General features: G+C 56.9%; 9 protein-coding genes. 1 reads left to right on the forward strand and 8 read right to left on the reverse strand.

The window, feature by feature from the left end; all coding sequences use genetic code 11:
* Positions 1 to 17 precede the first annotated feature (17 nt).
* From fbaA to nirB, 8 genes are all read right to left on the reverse strand, one after another.
* Complete coding sequence (gene fbaA / locus SD425_RS18340; protein ID WP_324671439.1) at positions 18 to 1,100, reverse strand: class II fructose-bisphosphate aldolase; 1,083 nt, start codon at positions 1,098 to 1,100, stop codon at positions 18 to 20.
* Positions 1,101 to 1,997: 897 nt separating this feature from the next.
* On the reverse strand, positions 1,998 to 4,166 hold the full coding sequence (locus SD425_RS18345; RefSeq protein WP_324671441.1) for an alpha-galactosidase: 2,169 nt from the start codon (positions 4,164 to 4,166) through the stop codon (positions 1,998 to 2,000).
* 226 nt (positions 4,167 to 4,392) lie between these two features.
* Positions 4,393 to 5,886 carry a rubredoxin domain-containing protein gene (locus SD425_RS18350; RefSeq protein ID WP_324671442.1) on the reverse strand — a complete coding sequence of 498 codons (1,494 nt, stop codon included), beginning with the start codon at positions 5,884 to 5,886 and terminating at the stop codon, positions 4,393 to 4,395.
* Between the two features lie 257 nt (positions 5,887 to 6,143).
* Positions 6,144 to 9,656, reverse strand: coding sequence for a molybdopterin-dependent oxidoreductase (locus SD425_RS18355; RefSeq protein WP_324671443.1), 3,513 nt, complete (start codon positions 9,654 to 9,656; stop codon positions 6,144 to 6,146).
* Positions 9,657 to 9,857: 201 nt separating this feature from the next.
* The gene (locus tag SD425_RS18360) at positions 9,858 to 11,180 is read right to left on the reverse strand and encodes an MFS transporter (RefSeq protein WP_324671444.1); all 1,323 of its coding nucleotides are present in this window, start codon (positions 11,178 to 11,180) and stop codon (positions 9,858 to 9,860) included.
* 63 nt (positions 11,181 to 11,243) lie between these two features.
* Positions 11,244 to 12,533: an alginate export family protein gene (locus tag SD425_RS18365; protein ID WP_324671445.1), complete on the reverse strand. Its 1,290-nt coding sequence runs from the start codon at positions 12,531 to 12,533 to the stop codon at positions 11,244 to 11,246.
* A 68-nt stretch (positions 12,534 to 12,601) separates the two neighbouring features.
* Positions 12,602 to 12,964: a nitrite reductase small subunit NirD gene (gene nirD / locus SD425_RS18370; RefSeq protein ID WP_324671447.1), complete on the reverse strand. Its 363-nt coding sequence runs from the start codon at positions 12,962 to 12,964 to the stop codon at positions 12,602 to 12,604.
* A 208-nt stretch (positions 12,965 to 13,172) separates the two neighbouring features.
* Positions 13,173 to 15,677, reverse strand: coding sequence for a nitrite reductase large subunit NirB (gene nirB, locus SD425_RS18375; protein WP_324671448.1), 2,505 nt, complete (start codon positions 15,675 to 15,677; stop codon positions 13,173 to 13,175).
* A 655-nt stretch (positions 15,678 to 16,332) separates the two neighbouring features.
* On the opposite strand from nirB, the gene cobA reads away from it, so the two are divergent.
* Complete coding sequence (gene cobA / locus SD425_RS18380; RefSeq protein WP_324671449.1) at positions 16,333 to 17,094, forward strand: uroporphyrinogen-III C-methyltransferase; 762 nt, start codon at positions 16,333 to 16,335, stop codon at positions 17,092 to 17,094.
* Positions 17,095 to 17,307 lie beyond the last annotated feature (213 nt).

Raw genomic sequence — 17,307 nt, forward strand, 5'->3', positions numbered from 1 at the left:
ACCTAGCCTAGCTTCTGCTAGGGGCGACGGTTGATAGCATTCAGGTCTTCGAAGGCCTGCTTCAAGCGCGCTACGAAGGTTTCTTCGCCTTTGCGCAGCCATACGCGGGGGTCGTAGTACTTCTTGTTGGGCGAATCGGCGCCGGTGGGGTTACCGATCTGACCTTGCAGGAAGCCTTCGTTTTTCACGTAGTAATCCTTGATGCCTTCCCACAGTGCCCACTGCAAGTCGGTGTCGAGGTTCATCTTGATAGCGCCGTAGCTGATAGCCTCGCGGATTTCTTCGCGGCTAGAGCCCGAACCACCGTGGAACACGAAGTTCACCGGCTGCGGACCGGTGCCGAAGTGCTCTTGCACGTAGTCCTGCGAGTTCTTCAGGATGACGGGCTGTAGCTTCACGTTGCCGGGCTTGTACACGCCGTGCACGTTGCCGAATGCGGCCGCGATGGTGAAGTTAGGGCTTACCGAGCTCAGCTCTTTGTAAGCGTAAGCCACTTCCGAAGGCTGGGTGTAGAGCTTGGAGCTGTCCACGTCGGAGTTGTCGACGCCATCTTCCTCGCCGCCCGTCACGCCTAGCTCGATTTCGAGCGTCATGCCAAGCTTAGCCATGCGCTCCAGGTAGCGCTTGCAGATTTCGATGTTCTCCTCAATGGGCTCCTCCGACAAGTCGAGCATGTGGGAGCTGTAGAGGGGCTGACCGTGCTGAGCGTAGTACTTCTCGCCCGCGTCGAGCAGACCGTCGATCCAAGTGAGGAGCTTCTTAGCGGCGTGGTCGGTGTGCAGCACCACGGGCACGTCATAGAGCGCGGCCATTTCGTGCACGTGCTTGGCACCCGAGATGGCGCCGGCGATGCTGGCCCGCTGGTCGCCGTTCGGAATCGATTTGCCCGCGTAGAACTGGGCGCCACCGTTCGAGAACTGAATCATCACCGGCGAATTCACCGCCTTGGCAGTTTCCAGCACGGCATTCACAGTGTTGGTGCCCGTCACGTTAACGGCCGGCATGGCGAAAGCATTGGCCTTAGCATATTGGAAAAGCGACGCGAGTTCATCGCCGTGCAGGACGCCAGCGCGCAGGCTGGTCAGGGTTTGTGCTTCCATAAAAGTCAGGAAAACGGGAAATATGAACGGTGTATCGAGGACGAAAAAAGCGCAGCCCGACTGGCTAGCGGCTCATGACCCCTAAAAAGGACCTAAGCACGCCCGGCCGAAGATAGGAAACGGACTTGGTTTAACTGCCTAGCTAGGTCGGTTTAAGCGTCAGAAGTACAAGTTAATCTATCCTTTCCCTAGGTACAAACAGCCTTGCGAAGGCAAGGGTGCAAGTTATTTGATGCAGGCAGGCCTTTTCGGCGCTGCTCCTACCTAGTCGGTCAAGCGCCTTTGCAAACCAGCAACGCCCCCAAGCAGCTGACACGTTGATCAACTCAGACAACGGTTCTGCCAGTTAAAACATCTTTCTGCTCAACTCACCCGATTTTCATTTGATCGTAGAGCAGTCCCACACAATTTCAGCCGCTGAGAAGCCTGAGGTTTTTCAGTATTCGTCCTCTCCTACTACCTAGCTATGAACCCAACGACTACGCTTCCTACTGCTCAAACTCCCTCCTCCTTATTTCGTCTTTTACTAACCTGGTGGAAGACGTGGAGCGGTGAGTGGGAACCTAGCCTTTTCTTTGAAGCCCCGTACGCGCTACCCTCGGCAAAGCTGCGGAAGCAACGGCTGCTCATCACGCGTCTTTTCTGGCTGCACACCAGTATTTGCGCCATAGTTTTGGCTTTGGGTTGGCTTTATTTATAAGCTAGGCTCTTAGGCAGTAGCGCTAAGCTTCAGCTTGGCGCACGAGCAACGCGAGTATCTAGGTACCAGAACTCGCGTTGCTCGTGCGCCAAGCCGGAGCTTAGCGCTACTGGTTTGTCTGCTCGACCGAATTGCATACCTGGTCGAGCAGACGAGCAGGTTTCTAGGTGCGGACGACAAAGCCCGCGCTACCTAGCTTACTGCGCCGTCAGCTCCAGCACGTGACTGGTTAAGGCCGTGGCGCTAGCCGTGGAAGCTAGCACGCCCACTTTCATCAGAAAGTCGCCGGAGTAGGCCTGGCCATTTTCGGGGATGTTCGACTTGGCGCCGGGCATGAGGTTGACTTCCTGCACGCGGTACTGGCGGCTCGGGTCCAGGCCTTGCAGACGCACCCGGCCGTACTCCTCGCCGAAGCGCGGATGCAAGGTGTAGGCAAATACGACGGCTTGGCTGTGACCCTCGTTCACGTATTGCACCACGGCCCGACTCGTTTCGAGCGGTGACACCAGCCGGTACAAATCGCCGTGCCAGATAACGTCGCTCAGGCGCTTGTACTCCTTCACGGCTTGTTGGCTGAATTGCAATTCCTCCGGCGTAAACTCTTCTACCCGAATGTCATAGCCTAGCCTGCCCATCATGGCCACATCGGTGCGAAACTTCAACGACTGCTGCTTATTCCAGGAAGTGACGTGCGCCGATACGGCAATGGAGGGGAAGAAATAGGAGTAGTTCCACTGAATAAACACCCGCTCCAGCGCGTCCGTATTGTCGGAAGCCCAGAACTCGGTGAAGTAGGGCAGCGCGCCATAGTCGACGCGGCCACCACCACCCGAGCACAGCATCACCGGCACGTGCGGATACTTCTGGCGCATGCGCTCAAACACCTTGTACAGCCCGTGCACATAGTCGATGTAGAGGTTCGACTGTTTGTTTTTTAAATACGGTGAGAAGGCATTTGTAATCATGCGGTTGCTGTCCCACTTGATATAACCTAGGGTTGGATTTTTGGTGAACAAGTCATCGACCACGCCGAACACAAAATCCTGCACTTTGGGGTTAGTCAGGTCGAGCACCAGCTGGTTGCGGTAGTAGTGCTCCTCGCGGTTGGGCAGCTTCAAGATCCAATCGGGGTGCTGCTCGTACAGTTCGCTCTTGGGGTTCACCATTTCGGGCTCAATCCAGATACCGAACTTCACGCCGTTTTGGGTAGCCGTTTGCACCAAGTGGCCTAGGCCATTGGGCAGCTTCGACTTCGTTTCCTGCCAATCGCCGAGGCCGGCGTGGTCGTTGCTGCGCGGGTATTTATTGCCAAACCAGCCATCATCCAGCAAAAACAAATCGACACCTAGCTTCGAGGCGTCGCCGATGAGGGCGTCGAGCTTCTGCTCGTTGAAGTCGAAAAACGTGGCTTCCCAGTTGTTGAGCAGCGTCAGGCGCGACTTGGTGCCGTCGAGCACGCCGTACTGCCTAGCCCAGCGGTGCAGGTTGCGACTCGCCAGGTTTTTGCCCTGGTGGCTGTAAGTGAAGATAAAAGCTGGCGTTTCAAAGGCTTGGTTCGGGGGCAATTGATACTCCGACGCGTACGGGTTCATGCCCGACAGCACCCGCAGGGCGTTGTGCTCGTCCAGCTCAAACGACAACTGAAAATTGCCCGACCAAGCTAGGGTACCCAGAATTAGCTCGCCTTCGGTTTCGGTAGCTTGCTTGTCGAGGGCTAGCATAAAGTGCGGCGCCTGATACATGTGGGCCCGCGTACCTAGCTTGCTATCAATTACTTTAATGCCGCTAGTCAGCTCTGCCTCCTGCGGACGCATCTCCTCGGCCCAGTCGCCGTGGAACTGCGTGAGCCAGTAGTGCGGCGCCTCAAAGTGCAGCATGGCCGAGGCAAAACGGCTCAGCACCACCGGCGCCTTCTCGCGGTGACGTATCTCCGTCCAGGCCTTTATCACGTCTTCGTTGGCATAAGCGCTGAAGTGCATAATCACTTCCACCGGATACTTCGAGTCTTGCAGCGTAATAGCCGTATGTATCTGACCATCAGTGGCAGGGCTGGTTGTATGACGCACGTAGCGCAGTTCGAGCGAAGGATTTCCGTCGTTGTGCACCATCCGGATGGCGGGCTCAAACAAGTCGTTGAGGCCGGCCGGCACGTAGGCTTCGTGGCTACCGGTTGGCAACCGCTGGTAGTCGGCGGCTTGGGCTAACTTGTCGCCTAAATACGTCTGATAAAGTCGCTCCTTCTCTCCTACCGACAAAAGCAGCGTGGTGTTCTTCGTTTCAATTCGAATCTGCTTGCTGGCTTGTGCCATTGCTGTTAAAGAACTGGTAAGCAGCAGGAATACGCAGAAGAGCAGATTTTTGACCATAAGTTGGGCGGGAGTAGCTAGGGTCTGAGAATGAGAGTAGCAAAGCAAAAGCTGTCTTTTCAGGCAACTTCGCAAGGTACAAACCTTCCCCAGACCCTAGCTATTCCTGCTCAGCAAGTACACTGTAGGAATATCACTTTTATACTATCGTTGCAGTTATGCGCGTACGGCATCGTTCAACGATAGTGGTACTACGACTTTGGAGTCGTAGTACCACTCGCGCTACCTAGGCCACTAGGTTCGGCGTCGCTACGCTGGTAAATGCTTCTTTCGGCGCTTCGCAAGTTGGGCAGCAGTAGTTGACTATGTCCTCGAACGACGTGCCGGGCGCCACTTCATTCAGCTCGTCGCCGTAGGTTTGGTCGTAGATGGTCAGGCAGCGCGTGCACTGGTAGAGCGTGGGCGCTATCGAATTCTCGACCGGCTCAGCCGCGGGTTCTTCGGCGTAGAAGGTGCCCAGACCTAGGTCATCGCCGGCTTGCAGCTCGTAGAACTGGTTGCAGAGTTGAATCAGGTACCAGCTCAAGCTTTCGCGGCTTACCTTCTGCCGGAAGCTAATGAAGTCCTTGGAGTTGGGGTTGAAGTCGCGGGTATGCAGGATTTCGAATTGCTCTTCCCGCAGGCCAATCTGGTTCGCGTTATGCTGCTGCGAGCGAATGACGATGGAGCCAAATAGGCCTGTTTTGGGCTGGGTTTTAATAGCAAAACATAGGTGATACGTGCGCACATCTTCCTCGTTGAACTGTCGCACCAGCTCGTGCTTGAGGGCTAGTCCTTGCTCGCAGAGGTCTTCTACTTGCCAGTTCAGCTCGTTGGCCGCGTGCCGCACGTTGATGCGGTGCTTGCAAAGGGCCGTGTCCCACAGGCCTCGGTCGCCTAGCTCTATCCCTTTAATGATGAGCGATTTCCAAGGCGTGGTATACAGCTGCCCGATGCGCGTCTTTAAGCAAACCTTGCACAAGTCTTTCAGGAAAGCCACCGAAAACAGCTCATCGCGCCGGTAGATGCCGAGCCACAGCTTGTTGCCGTAGCGATTAAAACCTTCGTAGTACGGCAGCGTGAAAGCCGGCACCTTCAACGGCACCGTAATCGGCTGCAACACAAAGCTGCCGCCTGCCGCACTCACCAAGCCGTAAAGCAGCGCCCCATCCGCCGACGGCTGGTCGTAGAACTTGTGCTGATGCGCAAAAATCACCCGCTCGATGGCGCTGCTGAGGCTCGGTATATCCTCGGAGTACACCAAGGAAGGCCAGCAGTACAAGCTGTTGGTCTTCGGGAAGCGCACGTACAGATACCAGTAGTTGTTGGTATCGGAGGCAATAAAATTCAAATTTCCCGAGAAGAAAGGAATGAAGGTCTGATTGTTATCAATGAGGTTGATCTTCAGCTGCGGCCGGTAGTCAAACAAGTCCAAAATGTCCTTGTACACGCCTTCCCGCAGCCAGTTGGCGTGCTCAAACACGTCCTCCGTCACGTAGGAACTGACGATGTTGGGATTCCCATCGGCACTCAACTCGTAGATGATATCGGCCGAAGCTAGCTGCTGTTGCAAGCTGCGCTTCTTCTCATCGGCCACGGTGAACAAGATTTGCTGCCGATTACCGAACTGGATGTGTTCCACATCGGCGTTTTCCGCCGCATCCAGAATAGCCAGCAAGTCCCCCGCCGATACAATGCCGCCGGGCAGGTTGATTTTGATGATGTGGGTTTTCGGTGGCATTGAGTCTTGTGGGGTTGGTATTATCTCCTTACTAGAGCTAGGATTAGCACCCCCCCTCCTTTTTTCAAATTCCGCGCATCAAGCGGCGTGGGTGGCCGTAGGCCGGGGTGGTTCAGCTAGAGCTAGAAAAATAGAGCTAGCTTTTGGTTTCTAGTTTATAGCATCGTTCAACGAGTTTAACCACCCCGGCCTGCGGCCACCCACGCCGCTTGATGCGCGGAATTTGAAAAAAGGAGGGGGGGTGCTAATCCTAGCTTCTACAGCACCTCCAGCGTCAGCAGGCTTTCTTCTAGTATCTGTTTCACCTCCGGCCGACACGAGCCGCAGCCAGTACCCGCCCCAGTAGCAGCGCATAGCTCCTTCAAATCGGTACAGCCAGCGGCTATTTTCTGGCGGATGTTGTCGCGGCCGACGCTGTTGCAGCTGCACACCAACTTACCGAGCACCGGCTCGGCTTTGGCGCCGCTGCGCAGGAGTTGGAGGCGCTTCTCCCCTAGCTCGATCTTGCCCGCAATCAGTTCGCGGAATTCCTGAAACTCGCTTTTATCGCCGATGAGGATGGCGCCTACGAGACGGTCTTGGTGGATGATGCACTTCTTGTAGTAGCGCTTGGCCTTGTCCATGAACACAATCTCCTCGTACTGCTCCAGGTTGGGCGCCTCGGGCAAGCCGATGCTACACAGGTCGAAGCCGTGGATTTTGATAATGTTCATGAAGGTGCTGCCGTCGTAGTAGCTGGCAATGTCGCCGCTGAGGTAGCGGGCTACCACGTCGGCTTGCTGCTCGGCGGCGGCGGTGATGCCGTAGAGCGTGCCTTCAAACTCAGCTATTTCGCCGAGGGCGTACACGCTCGGGTCGCTGGTTTGCAGGCGCTCATTCACCACTACGCCGCGCCGACACACGAGGCCACTTTCGCGGGCTAGCTCCAGGTTCGGCACCGTGCCGATGGCCATGATCAGGGCGTCGCAGTCGATGCGGCGGCCGCTTTTCAGGCCCACGCCGGTGAGACGGGAGCGGCCGTAATAAAGCTCGACTTCGTCGTTGAAGTAGAGGTCGCAGCCCTGGTCGACCATTTCCTCCTGTAGCAGCTGACTACCTAGGGCGTCAAGTTGGCGGTCGAGGAAGCGGGAAATGCGCTGGATGATGGTGACGCGCGTGCCGATTTCGCGCAACGAAGCGGCCATTTCCAGACCTAGCAAGCCGCCGCCTACAATCACCACATGAGCGTTTTCGGGCAGGTGGTTCTTGAAGTTGTCGGCGTCGGTGCGGCTGCGCATGCTGAAGATGCCCGGCAACGAGGGCACATGCTTGGGCACGGCGGCGCGGCTGCCAGTGGCCATAATCAGCACGTCGTAGTCGGTGCGCTGGCCCCGCGAATCGATTACAAATTTCTGTTCGCGGTCGACGTGCTCCACGCTCACGCCCCGGAGCAGCCGGATATTATAGCTAGGTTCCTCGTGGTCCTGCATCTTCACCAGCCGGTCCCAGCCCTGGTGCCCGCTGATGTAGTCGGGCAGCATCACGCGGTTGTAGAAGGGAAAGTCTTCCTTACTGAAGATGGTGATTTCGTCGTCCTGGTTCAGCTCGCGGTATGACTTCACGAAGCCGTACGCACCCGCACCGGCGCCAATAACCACAATGCGCTGAAACGGCTTGCGGTATTTCTCCACCCGTACGGCGCAGTACTTAAAGTCAGGCTCCTTGGAAATGGGGTCGAGGGCGCCGCTGGTCACGTTGTTGGCGCGGTTCAGATCGTTGCCCAGAATTTTGCCCCAGTGCATGGGCAGGAATACCACGCCGGGCTTGATGTTGCTGGTGAGCCTAGCTTGCACGCGCACTTTCCCCCGCCGCGACTCGACTTCCACCAAGTCGTTTTCCACGATGCCGAGGCGCGTCGCGTCCTGCGGGTGAATCTCCAAGAAAGCTTGTGAAATGTGCTTTTTGAGCTTGTTGACCTTTCCCGTCTTACTCATCGTATGCCACTGGTCGCGGATGCGGCCGGTGGTCAGAATGAACGGGAAGTCCTCGTCCGGCTCTTCGCTGCGGAAGCTAACGGGCGTGGCGTGAATAATGGCCTTCGTGGAAGGTGTGTAGAAGACATTGTCGCTGAACAGCCGTGGCGTACCTAGGTTGTTCTGACCGACTTTGTACGGCCACTGCACCGAGCCTTTTTCCTGCAACACGCTGTAGCTCAACCCCGAAATATCGAGGGTAGTACCAGCCGTTAAGCGAGCATGCTCGCGGTAAATAGCAGCGGGCGAATCGTAGTCGAAGCCAGGGAAGCCCATCGTGCGGGCAAAGCGGCAGATGATTTCCGCGTCGGGCAGGGCTTCGCCGGGGGCGTCTACCACTTTCGCGAGGTGACTGATGCGCCGCTCGGAGTTGGTCATGGTGCCTTCCTTCTCGGCCCAGGCGGCGGCGGGCAGAATGACGTCGGCGTAGGCTAGGGTTTCGGGCTTGTTGCTGATGTCCTGCACCACCACGAACTTGGCCTTCTTCAGCGCCTCTTCCGCCAGCCGCACATTGGGCAAACTGGTCAGCGGATTGGTGCAGATAATCCAGATAGCCTTCAGACGACCATCGTTCAGGGCTTCAAACATTTCCGTCGCCGTCAGCCCCGGCTTGTCCGACAACGTGGTGCCGCCCCAAAACTGTTGTACCTCGGCGCGGTGCGCGGGGTTAGCTAGGTTGCGGTGAGCAGGCAGCAGGTTCGACAAGCCACCTACCTCCCGGCCACCCATAGCATTGGGTTGTCCGGTAAGGGAAAGTGGACCCGCGCCGGGCTTACCGATCTGGCCCGTAATCAGGTTCAGGTTCAGTAGGCTCAAGTTTTTATCGACGCCTACCGCGCTCTGATTCAGGCCCATCGTCCACATGGAAATGAAGCCTTTAGCCGAGCCGATGTATTGCGCCGCTAAGCGAATCTGCGCTTCCGGCACGCCGCAAATGTGGGCGGCTTCGGCTAGGGTGCGCTCAAACACAACTTGCTTGTACTTCTCAAAGCCTTCGGCGTGGTTGCTGATGAAAGCTAGGTCGATGTCGCCGTTCTCGATCAGGGCGCGGCCGATGGCGTGGTTCAGCACCACGTCGGTGCCGGGCGTGAGTTGCAGGTGCAGGTCGGCGATGGCGCAGGTGTCCGTTACGCGCGGGTCCACCACGATGATCTTGGTGGCGGGGTTGGCGGCTTTGTGCGCTTCCACCCGACGCCACAGAATTGGGTGACACCAGGCGGGGTTCGCGCCTGTCACGTAGAAGCAGTCGGCTAGCTCGATGTCGTCGTAGCAGACCGGCACGCTGTCTTCGCCCAATGCCATTTTGTAGCCCACCACCGCGCTGCTCATGCACAGGCGCGAGTTGGTGTCGATGTTATTGCTGCCGATAAAGCCTTTTATCAGCTTGTTAATCACATAGTACTCTTCCGTGAGACACTGGCCGGAGGCGTAAAAGGCTACTGAGTCGGGACCGTACTTTTCGATGAAGGTCTTGAACACGGCGGCGGTGCGCTGCAAGGCCTCATCCCAACTCACTCGCTGCCGCGGCATGCTGCGGTTGTAGCGCATCTGCGGGTACAGCAGCCGGTCGCTCTGGTCGTTGACGGTGTATTGCAGGTTCAGGCCCTTGCTGCACAGCATCCCTTTATTGACGGGGTACTCTGTATTGCCCGCCACCGAAACGGAACCATCTTTCTCCTTCTTCACCGTCACGCCGCACCCCACGCCGCAGTAGCAGCAGGTACTGGTGAAAGTGTCTTTCGCTTGTCCGTTGGTCATGGTGGCAACTGAGCGGATGTAGCGCGAAGCTCCCGCTTCGCGTATCGTTGAACGATTATCGTTGGAACGTCACGCACGCTAGTCGTTCAACGAGGCGCGAAGCGGGAGCTTCGCGCTGCATCCGCCCTGCTTTCTGCGGATGAATGTTCTATTATGTTATGCCGATCCGACACCTAGGGCATCGGACCGGTGGAGCCGAAGCTAGGCTGGTTGCAGCTCCGTATCGACAACAGCAGGTATGTCGCTGGTCTTGGCCGTGAGCAGGCGCGAGAGGAACACGATAGCGCCCGTGGCGGCCACGCCGATGCCGATGTAGAGGAAGGCCGTGGAGTAGCTGATGTTCTCCGACTTGAACAGGAAGCCCACCAGCATGGCACCTAGGTTGCCGCCGGCACCCACGATACCGCTCACACTACCAATGGCTTGCTTGTTCACGAATGGCACAATGGAGTACGTGCAGCCGTTGGCCATTTTCAGGAACAAGGCAAACAGCAGCATGGTCATGATGGCGAGCGTGAGAGTTGCGGCTTGCGAGAAGTAAGCAATGCCGAGGCCTTCCAGCAACAGCAGGATACCGAGCAGGTACCACTTGCCGCTCATGCCGTACGCACGGCCAGCTATGTCGCTCACGTAGCCGCCGAGGCCGCGGGCGAAGATGTTCATGAAACCGAAGATGCCCGCCAGCAAACCGGCCATGACCAATGTAGCCTTATAGTGATCCACGAAGTAAATAGACGCCACGTTGTCCACCGTGATTTCGATGCCGAAGCACGCGCCGTAAGCTAGGGCCAGAATCCAGGTGCGGTAGTCTTTTAAGGCAACTGCGAAGGTGCCCTTCTTTTTGGCCGTAGTATCACGCTGAATATCGCTGAAGTTGCCGCGGGGCGTGTCTACCGTGAATTTGTAATACACCACCGCCATGATGAGCAGGATGACGCCCGGCACCACCATGGCGAGGCGCCAGGAGTTGGCTTTGTCTACATAACCTAGGCTCACAAAGGCGCCGGCTACCAGCGGCATCACAATGTTGGCAATGCCGCCCCCTAGGTTGCCCCAGCCGCCCGCTACCGCATTGGCCGTGCCGACTACATTAGGAGCAAACATCATGGACGTGTGAAACTGCGTAATCACGAACGAGGCACCGATGATGCCAATCACGAAGCGGAACAGCAGGAAGCTTTCGTAGCTGTCGCTCAGGCCGATAAGCATCACCGGAATGGCACCTACCACCAGCAGCATGGAGTACGTGAGGCGTGGCCCCAGCGAGTCGCACAAGCGCCCGACGAGCAAGCGGGCCAGGATAGTAGCCGACACCGAAGCAATGATAATATTGCCAACCTGCCCTTTATCGAGGTGCAGCTGCTCACGCACCAGCGGCATGAGCGGCGCAATACCGAACCATCCAAAGAAGCAGAAGAAGAACGTCAACCAAGTGATGTGGAAGGCGCGCATCTGCACGCCTTTGCCAGAAAAGATGTTGAGCTTGCTCAGCGGCTGCTCAGTGGTGGCGGTGGCCATGTTCATAGTCGGCTGGAGTTGAAGTGGAAACTTGGTAAGCAGAAACCTGGTCGGCCTAGGCCGCTGCAATCAATGTTGGAAGAGCACCGGCTTGAAGGTGAGCATCACCCAGGCCCACTCGTTGTTGGGCTTGCCCGCCGGGCGATTTTTCAGCGCATCCATGGAAGAGGTGGCGAGCATGTGCGAGTAGCCGGTTTTCAGATTGAACTCCGGGCTGACGTTCACGTTGAGCAGCAAGTCCAGCTCCTCTCCGAGTCGGGAACCTAGTTTTTCATCGCTGTTACCAGTCCTGTAAACCGTAGCCGGCGACTCAAATAAGTGAGCATGCGCGAGCAGGTTAGCTTTGGAACTCAGCTTGAAGCTGGTTTTCAGGTACGCATCGAGCAAGCCCGCAATGCGGCCAGCTTGGCCGTGTGGATTGCTCACGTAGAAGTAGTCCATGTGCCCGTAGAAGGCGTGGTTGGTGCCGTAGAGCGGCACAAAAGCCCGGTCCGTGGCGTCGCGCGCATCCGAACCAGACAGGTAATCGACACCTAAGGTTAGAGGCGTGAGCTTCGTGTTGAACGTCGCGTTGAAGGCCGCTAGGTAGGCGCGGATTTTACGTCCGGCTAAGTTTGCGCCGGCCTGGTAGTAGAACTCGCCGCCGAGCACCGTTGAACCTAGCTTCTGCTCGGCCACCACGCCGTAGGTTTGGCGGTAGTAAGTGGTAGAATCTGTCGTGCGCTGCCGGCCGTCGTTGAAGAACAGGCCTGAAACCTTCGCACTCGCCCAGTCTTTGTGCAGCCACACATATTGCATGGTTTTGTAGTTGTCGATGCCAGTGTAGTAGGTATCAAACAGCTTCGTTGGCTCCGAGAAGTACGGCTGGTTGAAGCCGACGCCCGCGTGCGCCGTGAAGCCGGTGCTATCAGCATACACAAACTTCACCGCGTCGTGGCTGCGGCCTTGCTGCGCCCAATCGAGCGAGCCGAGGAAGCGGGCGTTGTCGTATTCCAAGGCTTGCCGCCCGACACGCACCGAAAAGCGAGGCAAAAAGCGGTATTCCCCGTAGGCCTCGTACACGTTGAACAAGCTAGGGTCCGACTTGTACACTTGGTTGGTGCTGCCCCAGATGCGCACATCCTGCACGGTCATGCGCACTTGCAGCTTGTCGTGGGTGTAGTTGGCGCTTAGTCGGGAGCGCTGCTCCACGAAGGCCGCTGGCTTATCGGCACCAGTCCGTACCGTTTTGAAACCGTTGCGAAGCTCTGCCCGTGGCCGAATTTCGGCCGATAATACAAATTGGCTAAAAGCCGCGTGAGAAGTGAGTAAGAGTGTTCCTGCGCCGAGCAGGAGCTTGCGCGTAAAGGTTTTTTGCATGAGTTAGCATTAGAGCCTGAGGAATCTTGAGGGTCGGAAATCCGCGCACCATGCCAACATCGCCGGAGCTAGCTGTTGCTCAGCCCCACATACACCTGGTCGCCTTCCACCTTCACAGGGTAGGTCGTGATGGCGCACTCGTCGGCGTTCAGACACTCACCAGTGAGCAGCGAGAAGGTGCGTTTGTGAAAGGGGCACGCCACTTTGGGCTCGCAGGTGTCGCCGGTGCTCCCGATCATGCCGCGCGACAGCACCATCTGCTGCTTATGCGGGCACAGGTTCTGGGTAGCGTACCACTCGCCGCGGCGCGTGAAGTTGAAAATGGCAATCTGCTCGCCTTCTACCAGGGCGCACACGCCACCGTCGCGGGGCACGTCCGTGGTTTTGCACACGGCTACCCAATCAACTGCTACTAAAACGTCGATTTCCATTGTGTTAGATGGTTGATGTTGTGTGTAAATCTTCGGTTAAGTGCCTCATGTGGGCGCCTCACCCCTAGCCCCTCTCCGAAAAGGAAAGGGGGACTAGCTTCTAACTTTTTAGCCTAGCTTTTTATGGACTAGAGTTCTAGTGCTAGAGCTAGTTCCCCTTCTCCTTTTCGGAGAGGGGGCTAGGGGGTGAGGCGCCCCGTTGCACTCCCTACCACTCCACCACAGCCTTCTGGCCGCGCATCAACTCGAACTTCATGTTCGGGTCTTTCTCCTTCGGAGCGTTCACGAAGTGCGAGAATTGCTTGCGGAGCTCCGCGTTCTCCACCACTTCCTTCCACTCGCAGTGGTAGTTGTTGATCAGCAGCTGCATCTCGGCTTCGAGGTCAGCGCAGATACCTAGGCTGTCGTTGATGATGACGTTGCGGAGGTACGACATGCCGCCGTCCATCTTGTTGAGCCAAGTGGCGGTGCGCATCAGCGGGTCGGCCGTTTTGATGTAGAACATCAGGAAACGGTCGAGATACTTGAGGCAGGTTTCCGTGTCGATGTCGGAGGCCAGGAGTTGAGCATGCTGGGGCTTGGCGCCGCCATTGCCGCACACGTACAGGTTCCAGCCTTTTTCGGTGGCAATGATGCCGAAGTCTTTGGCTTGGGCCTCAGCACATTCGCGCACGCAGCCACTCACGCCGCTCTTGAGCTTGTGGGGGGAGCGAATGCCTTTGTAGCGGTTTTCGATGTCGATGGCGAACGTCACGCTGTCGTGCAGACCGAAGCGGCACCAGGTGCTGCCCACACAGCTTTTCACCGTACGCAGCGACTTACCGTAAGCGTGGCCGCTTTCAAAACCGGCGTTGATTAGCTCCTCCCAGATGTCGGGCAGGTCGCTGAGGTGGGCACCGAACATGTCAATGCGCTGACCACCTGTAATTTTGGTGTAGAGGCCGTATTTCTGAGCTACCTCGCCAATGACAATCAGCTTTTCCGGCGTGATTTCGCCGGCCGCGATACGCGGCACCACCGAGTAACTGCCACCCTTTTGGATGTTGGCTAGGTAGCGGTCATTAGTGTCCTGAATCGTGCTTTGCTTGACAATTAGCTCGTTCCAGAGGCCCGCTAACACGCTGCCCACGGCCGGCTTGCAGACTTCGCAGCCGTCGCCTTTGCCGAAGTGGTCGAGCGCCGCGTCGTAGGTGCGGATGTCGTTGATGCGGAACAAGTCGAACAGTTCCTGGCGCGAGTACTCAAAATGCTCGCAGATGACGTTCTTGATGTAGGCACCGTTGGCTTTGAGCGTGCTGTTAATCAGGTCTTTCACCATCGGTACGCAACCGCCGCAACCGGTGCCGGCCTTGTTGCACTTCTTCATGCCGTCGACGCTGGTCACCCCTAGCTCGTTCACTGCCCCGCAGATGTTGCCCTTAGTCACGGCCTCGCAGGAACAGATCAGCGCCTCGTCGGGCAGACTCATCACGCCGGCACCTTCGCTGGCCTCGCCACCGCGGGCACCTAGGATCAGGTCCTCGGGGTGGGGCGGCAGCACGATTTTGTTGTTCACGGTTTGCAGCAGCATGTTATAGGCTTCCGCGTCGCCGATGAGTACGCCGCCGAGCAAGTATTTGCCGTCGGGGCTTATGTTGATGCGCTTATACACGCCGCTGTGGGCGTCTTCGAACACGATAGAGCGACTGTGCGGCTCGGCGATGAACGGGTCGCCGAAGCTCGCCACGTCGACCCCGATCAGCTTGAGCTTGCTGCTCATGTCATAGCCGGTGAAAGCGCGGGCGCCTTGCGTGAGCTGACTTACCACCACTTCGGCCATGTCGTAGCCGGGCGCTACCAGGCCGTAGATCATGCCGCTGTGCAGAGCGCACTCGCCGATGGCGAAGATCCGCGAGTCGCTGGTTTGCATGTCGTTGTTCACCACGATGCCGCCGCGCATGCCCACTTCCAGGCCGGCCAGCTTGGCTAGCTCGTCGCGGGGCCGAATGCCGGCCGAAATCACCAGCATGTCGACTTCCAAAATGGAGCCGTCGCCGAAATGCAGCGAGTCGATCTTGCCGTCGCCGCCGATGCTGGACGTGGCTTTGCTCAGGTGAATCTGCAGACCGAGGGCTTCCAGCTTGTTTTGCAGCATGGCGCTGCCAGCCGTATCAATCTGCCGCGGCATGAGGCGCGGGGCAAATTCTACCACGTGGGTTTCTGCCACCCCTAGGTCGAGCAGCGCTTTGGCTGCTTCCAAACCTAGCAAACCGCCCCCGAGCACCGCGCCCGACTTGGCCGTGGCAGCGTATGCTTTGATTTCTTCCAGGTCTTCAATGGTACGGTACACCATCACGCCTTCCTTCTCTACTCCCGGAATATCAGGCACAAACGCCGACGAGCCGGTAGCCAGCACCAAGTAATCGTAGGGCTGCACGAGGCCGTGGCGGGAGTGTACCGTCTGGCTGGCGCGGTCAATTTCTTGCACTGGGTCGCCGAGGTGCAGCGTGATGTGGTTGTCGTGGTACCACTGCTGCGGCGCCATCAGTAAGTCATCAGCTGTTTTGCCGCCAAAGTACTCGCTTAAGTGCACCCGGTCGTAAGCCACGCGGGGCTCTTCGCCGAACACGACAAGGTTGAAGGCGGTCGATTTTGCCAGGAGTTTCTCGCAAAACTTGTATCCGACCATTCCATTCCCAATCACAACGACGGTGGGGAGACTTTGCTGTGTCATAGCAACTACGGTTAGCTGGTAAGCAAAAGTGGAAGGAGAAGCGTGTTTGCGACTAGTGTTTGTAGTCACAAAAGCCTACTCTGCTCAAAGTCTTGTGTACTTTTCTGAAGTATCCCCTCATCTCAGGGGTAGCCTCAATAAAAAGGCCTTGTTATTCTCGATACCCCCTATCGTTCGAGGGTGTTTTTTGATATTTTATGCAATTTAAAGTCATACACCCTTAACATACAATAGCCTTCTTTGAAATACTTGCTATTTTTTCAACAATACCCCTTTATTTTTAACACCATTACTTTTTGACATAAGTGAGGTTACACTTGCTATTTTTTAGCAGAAAGCGCCTGAAAACCATCTTACCTTGCTCCTGCTCGGTGCGAAACCCAGCTTACATTGCCTCAAAAGCATCTGACCAACTCCAACGAGCTTACATTACCATTCCGCTATACATCTAGGTATTCGACGAGCTGCTGCCAACTTTTTCTGTAAAAAGCTGTCTTTAGCGCTTGCTCAACCCTTTGCTGGTTGCAGATTGCCTTCCTGGTTGCTTGCTTTGGTGAGCGTTTAGCTTCTCACTCCTTCTTCCTGCTAGGTTTTAAGAGGAGGCTAGCCTTTTGGTCCGCTACCTCCCCTAGCACTTCATTCAAGTCTATTGCTTATGCCTCCTTCAACAGCAAGCCCCGAACTCTATGTAGTAGGTGCCGGGCCGGGCGACCCGGAGTTGCTGACGATGAAAGCCTACAAAGTTTTGCAGAAGGCCGACGTGGTCTTGTATGACAACCTAGCCAACAAGGACCTGCTGACCATTCCGCGCGAGGATTGCGAGAAGATCTACGTGGGCAAGAAGCCCTACGGCGCCTACACGCCCCAGGAAGCTATTCACGAGATGATCTTGGAAAAGGCACTGGCCAAAGGCTGCGTGGTGCGGCTGAAAGGTGGCGACCCGTTCATCTTCGGGCGCGGCTTCGAGGAGATGCTGTTTGCGCGGTCGCACAACATCCCGGCCTACTACATCCCCGGCATTTCGAGCATGCAGGCAGTTGGCTTCGAGGATATTCCGCTCACGCACCGCGTCGTGAGCGAAGGCGTCTGGATGATTACGGGCACCAAAAAGGACGGCACTCTCTCCAACGACCTGCGCCTAGCCATGCAGAGCAACGCCACCGTCGTAATTTATATGGGCATGAAAAAGGCAGAGGAAATTGCGGCCACCTACCAGCAAGCCGGTCGCGGCGATGTGCCCGTGGCGGTGGTGCAGCACGCCTCGTTGCCCCACCGCAAGTCAGTAGTCGGGCAGGTGAAAGACCTACCTAGCCTCATCCTTGACAACCATCTCACCTACCCGGCCCTCATCGTCATTGGCTGGGTAGTAGCCGTGGGGCGAAGTGGTGAGATGCTGAAGCAGGAAGATGGTGAGTGACTAAGCCAGCATGAAATAGCGTGTTGTGCTTGCCGGGAGGCAACTGGCTAAGCTTTTTTAAGAGTTCTGGCGCTACTGCCAGGGCTTTTTTGTTTCTGAAAGATACCCCCTTTCTGTTGCCGTGCGCTTAGGCTACTAGCCAAATTCCGGCGTTTACTACCACCCAGATGCTGTTCACTGCTTTTTCCCGGCAAGCAACGCGCCTGGGCCGCT

It is taken from the genome of Hymenobacter sp. GOD-10R (assembly GCF_035609205.1).
In the GTDB taxonomy this organism is placed as follows: Bacteria; Bacteroidota; Bacteroidia; order Cytophagales; family Hymenobacteraceae; genus Hymenobacter.

Bases quoted from the DNA above. Each gene is read 5' to 3' on its own strand.
- fbaA (WP_324671439.1), bottom strand. From the start codon at position 1,100: ATGGAAGCACAAACCCTGACCAGCCTGCGCGCTGGCGTCCTGCACGGC.
- SD425_RS18345 (WP_324671441.1), bottom strand. From the start codon at position 4,166: ATGGTCAAAAATCTGCTCTTCTGCGTATTCCTGCTGCTTACCAGTTCT.
- SD425_RS18350 (WP_324671442.1), bottom strand. From the start codon at position 5,886: ATGCCACCGAAAACCCACATCATCAAAATCAACCTGCCCGGCGGCATT.
- SD425_RS18355 (WP_324671443.1), bottom strand. From the start codon at position 9,656: ATGACCAACGGACAAGCGAAAGACACTTTCACCAGTACCTGCTGCTAC.
- SD425_RS18360 (WP_324671444.1), bottom strand. From the start codon at position 11,180: ATGAACATGGCCACCGCCACCACTGAGCAGCCGCTGAGCAAGCTCAAC.
- SD425_RS18365 (WP_324671445.1), bottom strand. From the start codon at position 12,533: ATGCAAAAAACCTTTACGCGCAAGCTCCTGCTCGGCGCAGGAACACTC.
- nirD (WP_324671447.1), bottom strand. From the start codon at position 12,964: ATGGAAATCGACGTTTTAGTAGCAGTTGATTGGGTAGCCGTGTGCAAA.
- nirB (WP_324671448.1), bottom strand. From the start codon at position 15,677: ATGACACAGCAAAGTCTCCCCACCGTCGTTGTGATTGGGAATGGAATG.
- cobA (WP_324671449.1), top strand. From the start codon at position 16,333: ATGCCTCCTTCAACAGCAAGCCCCGAACTCTATGTAGTAGGTGCCGGG.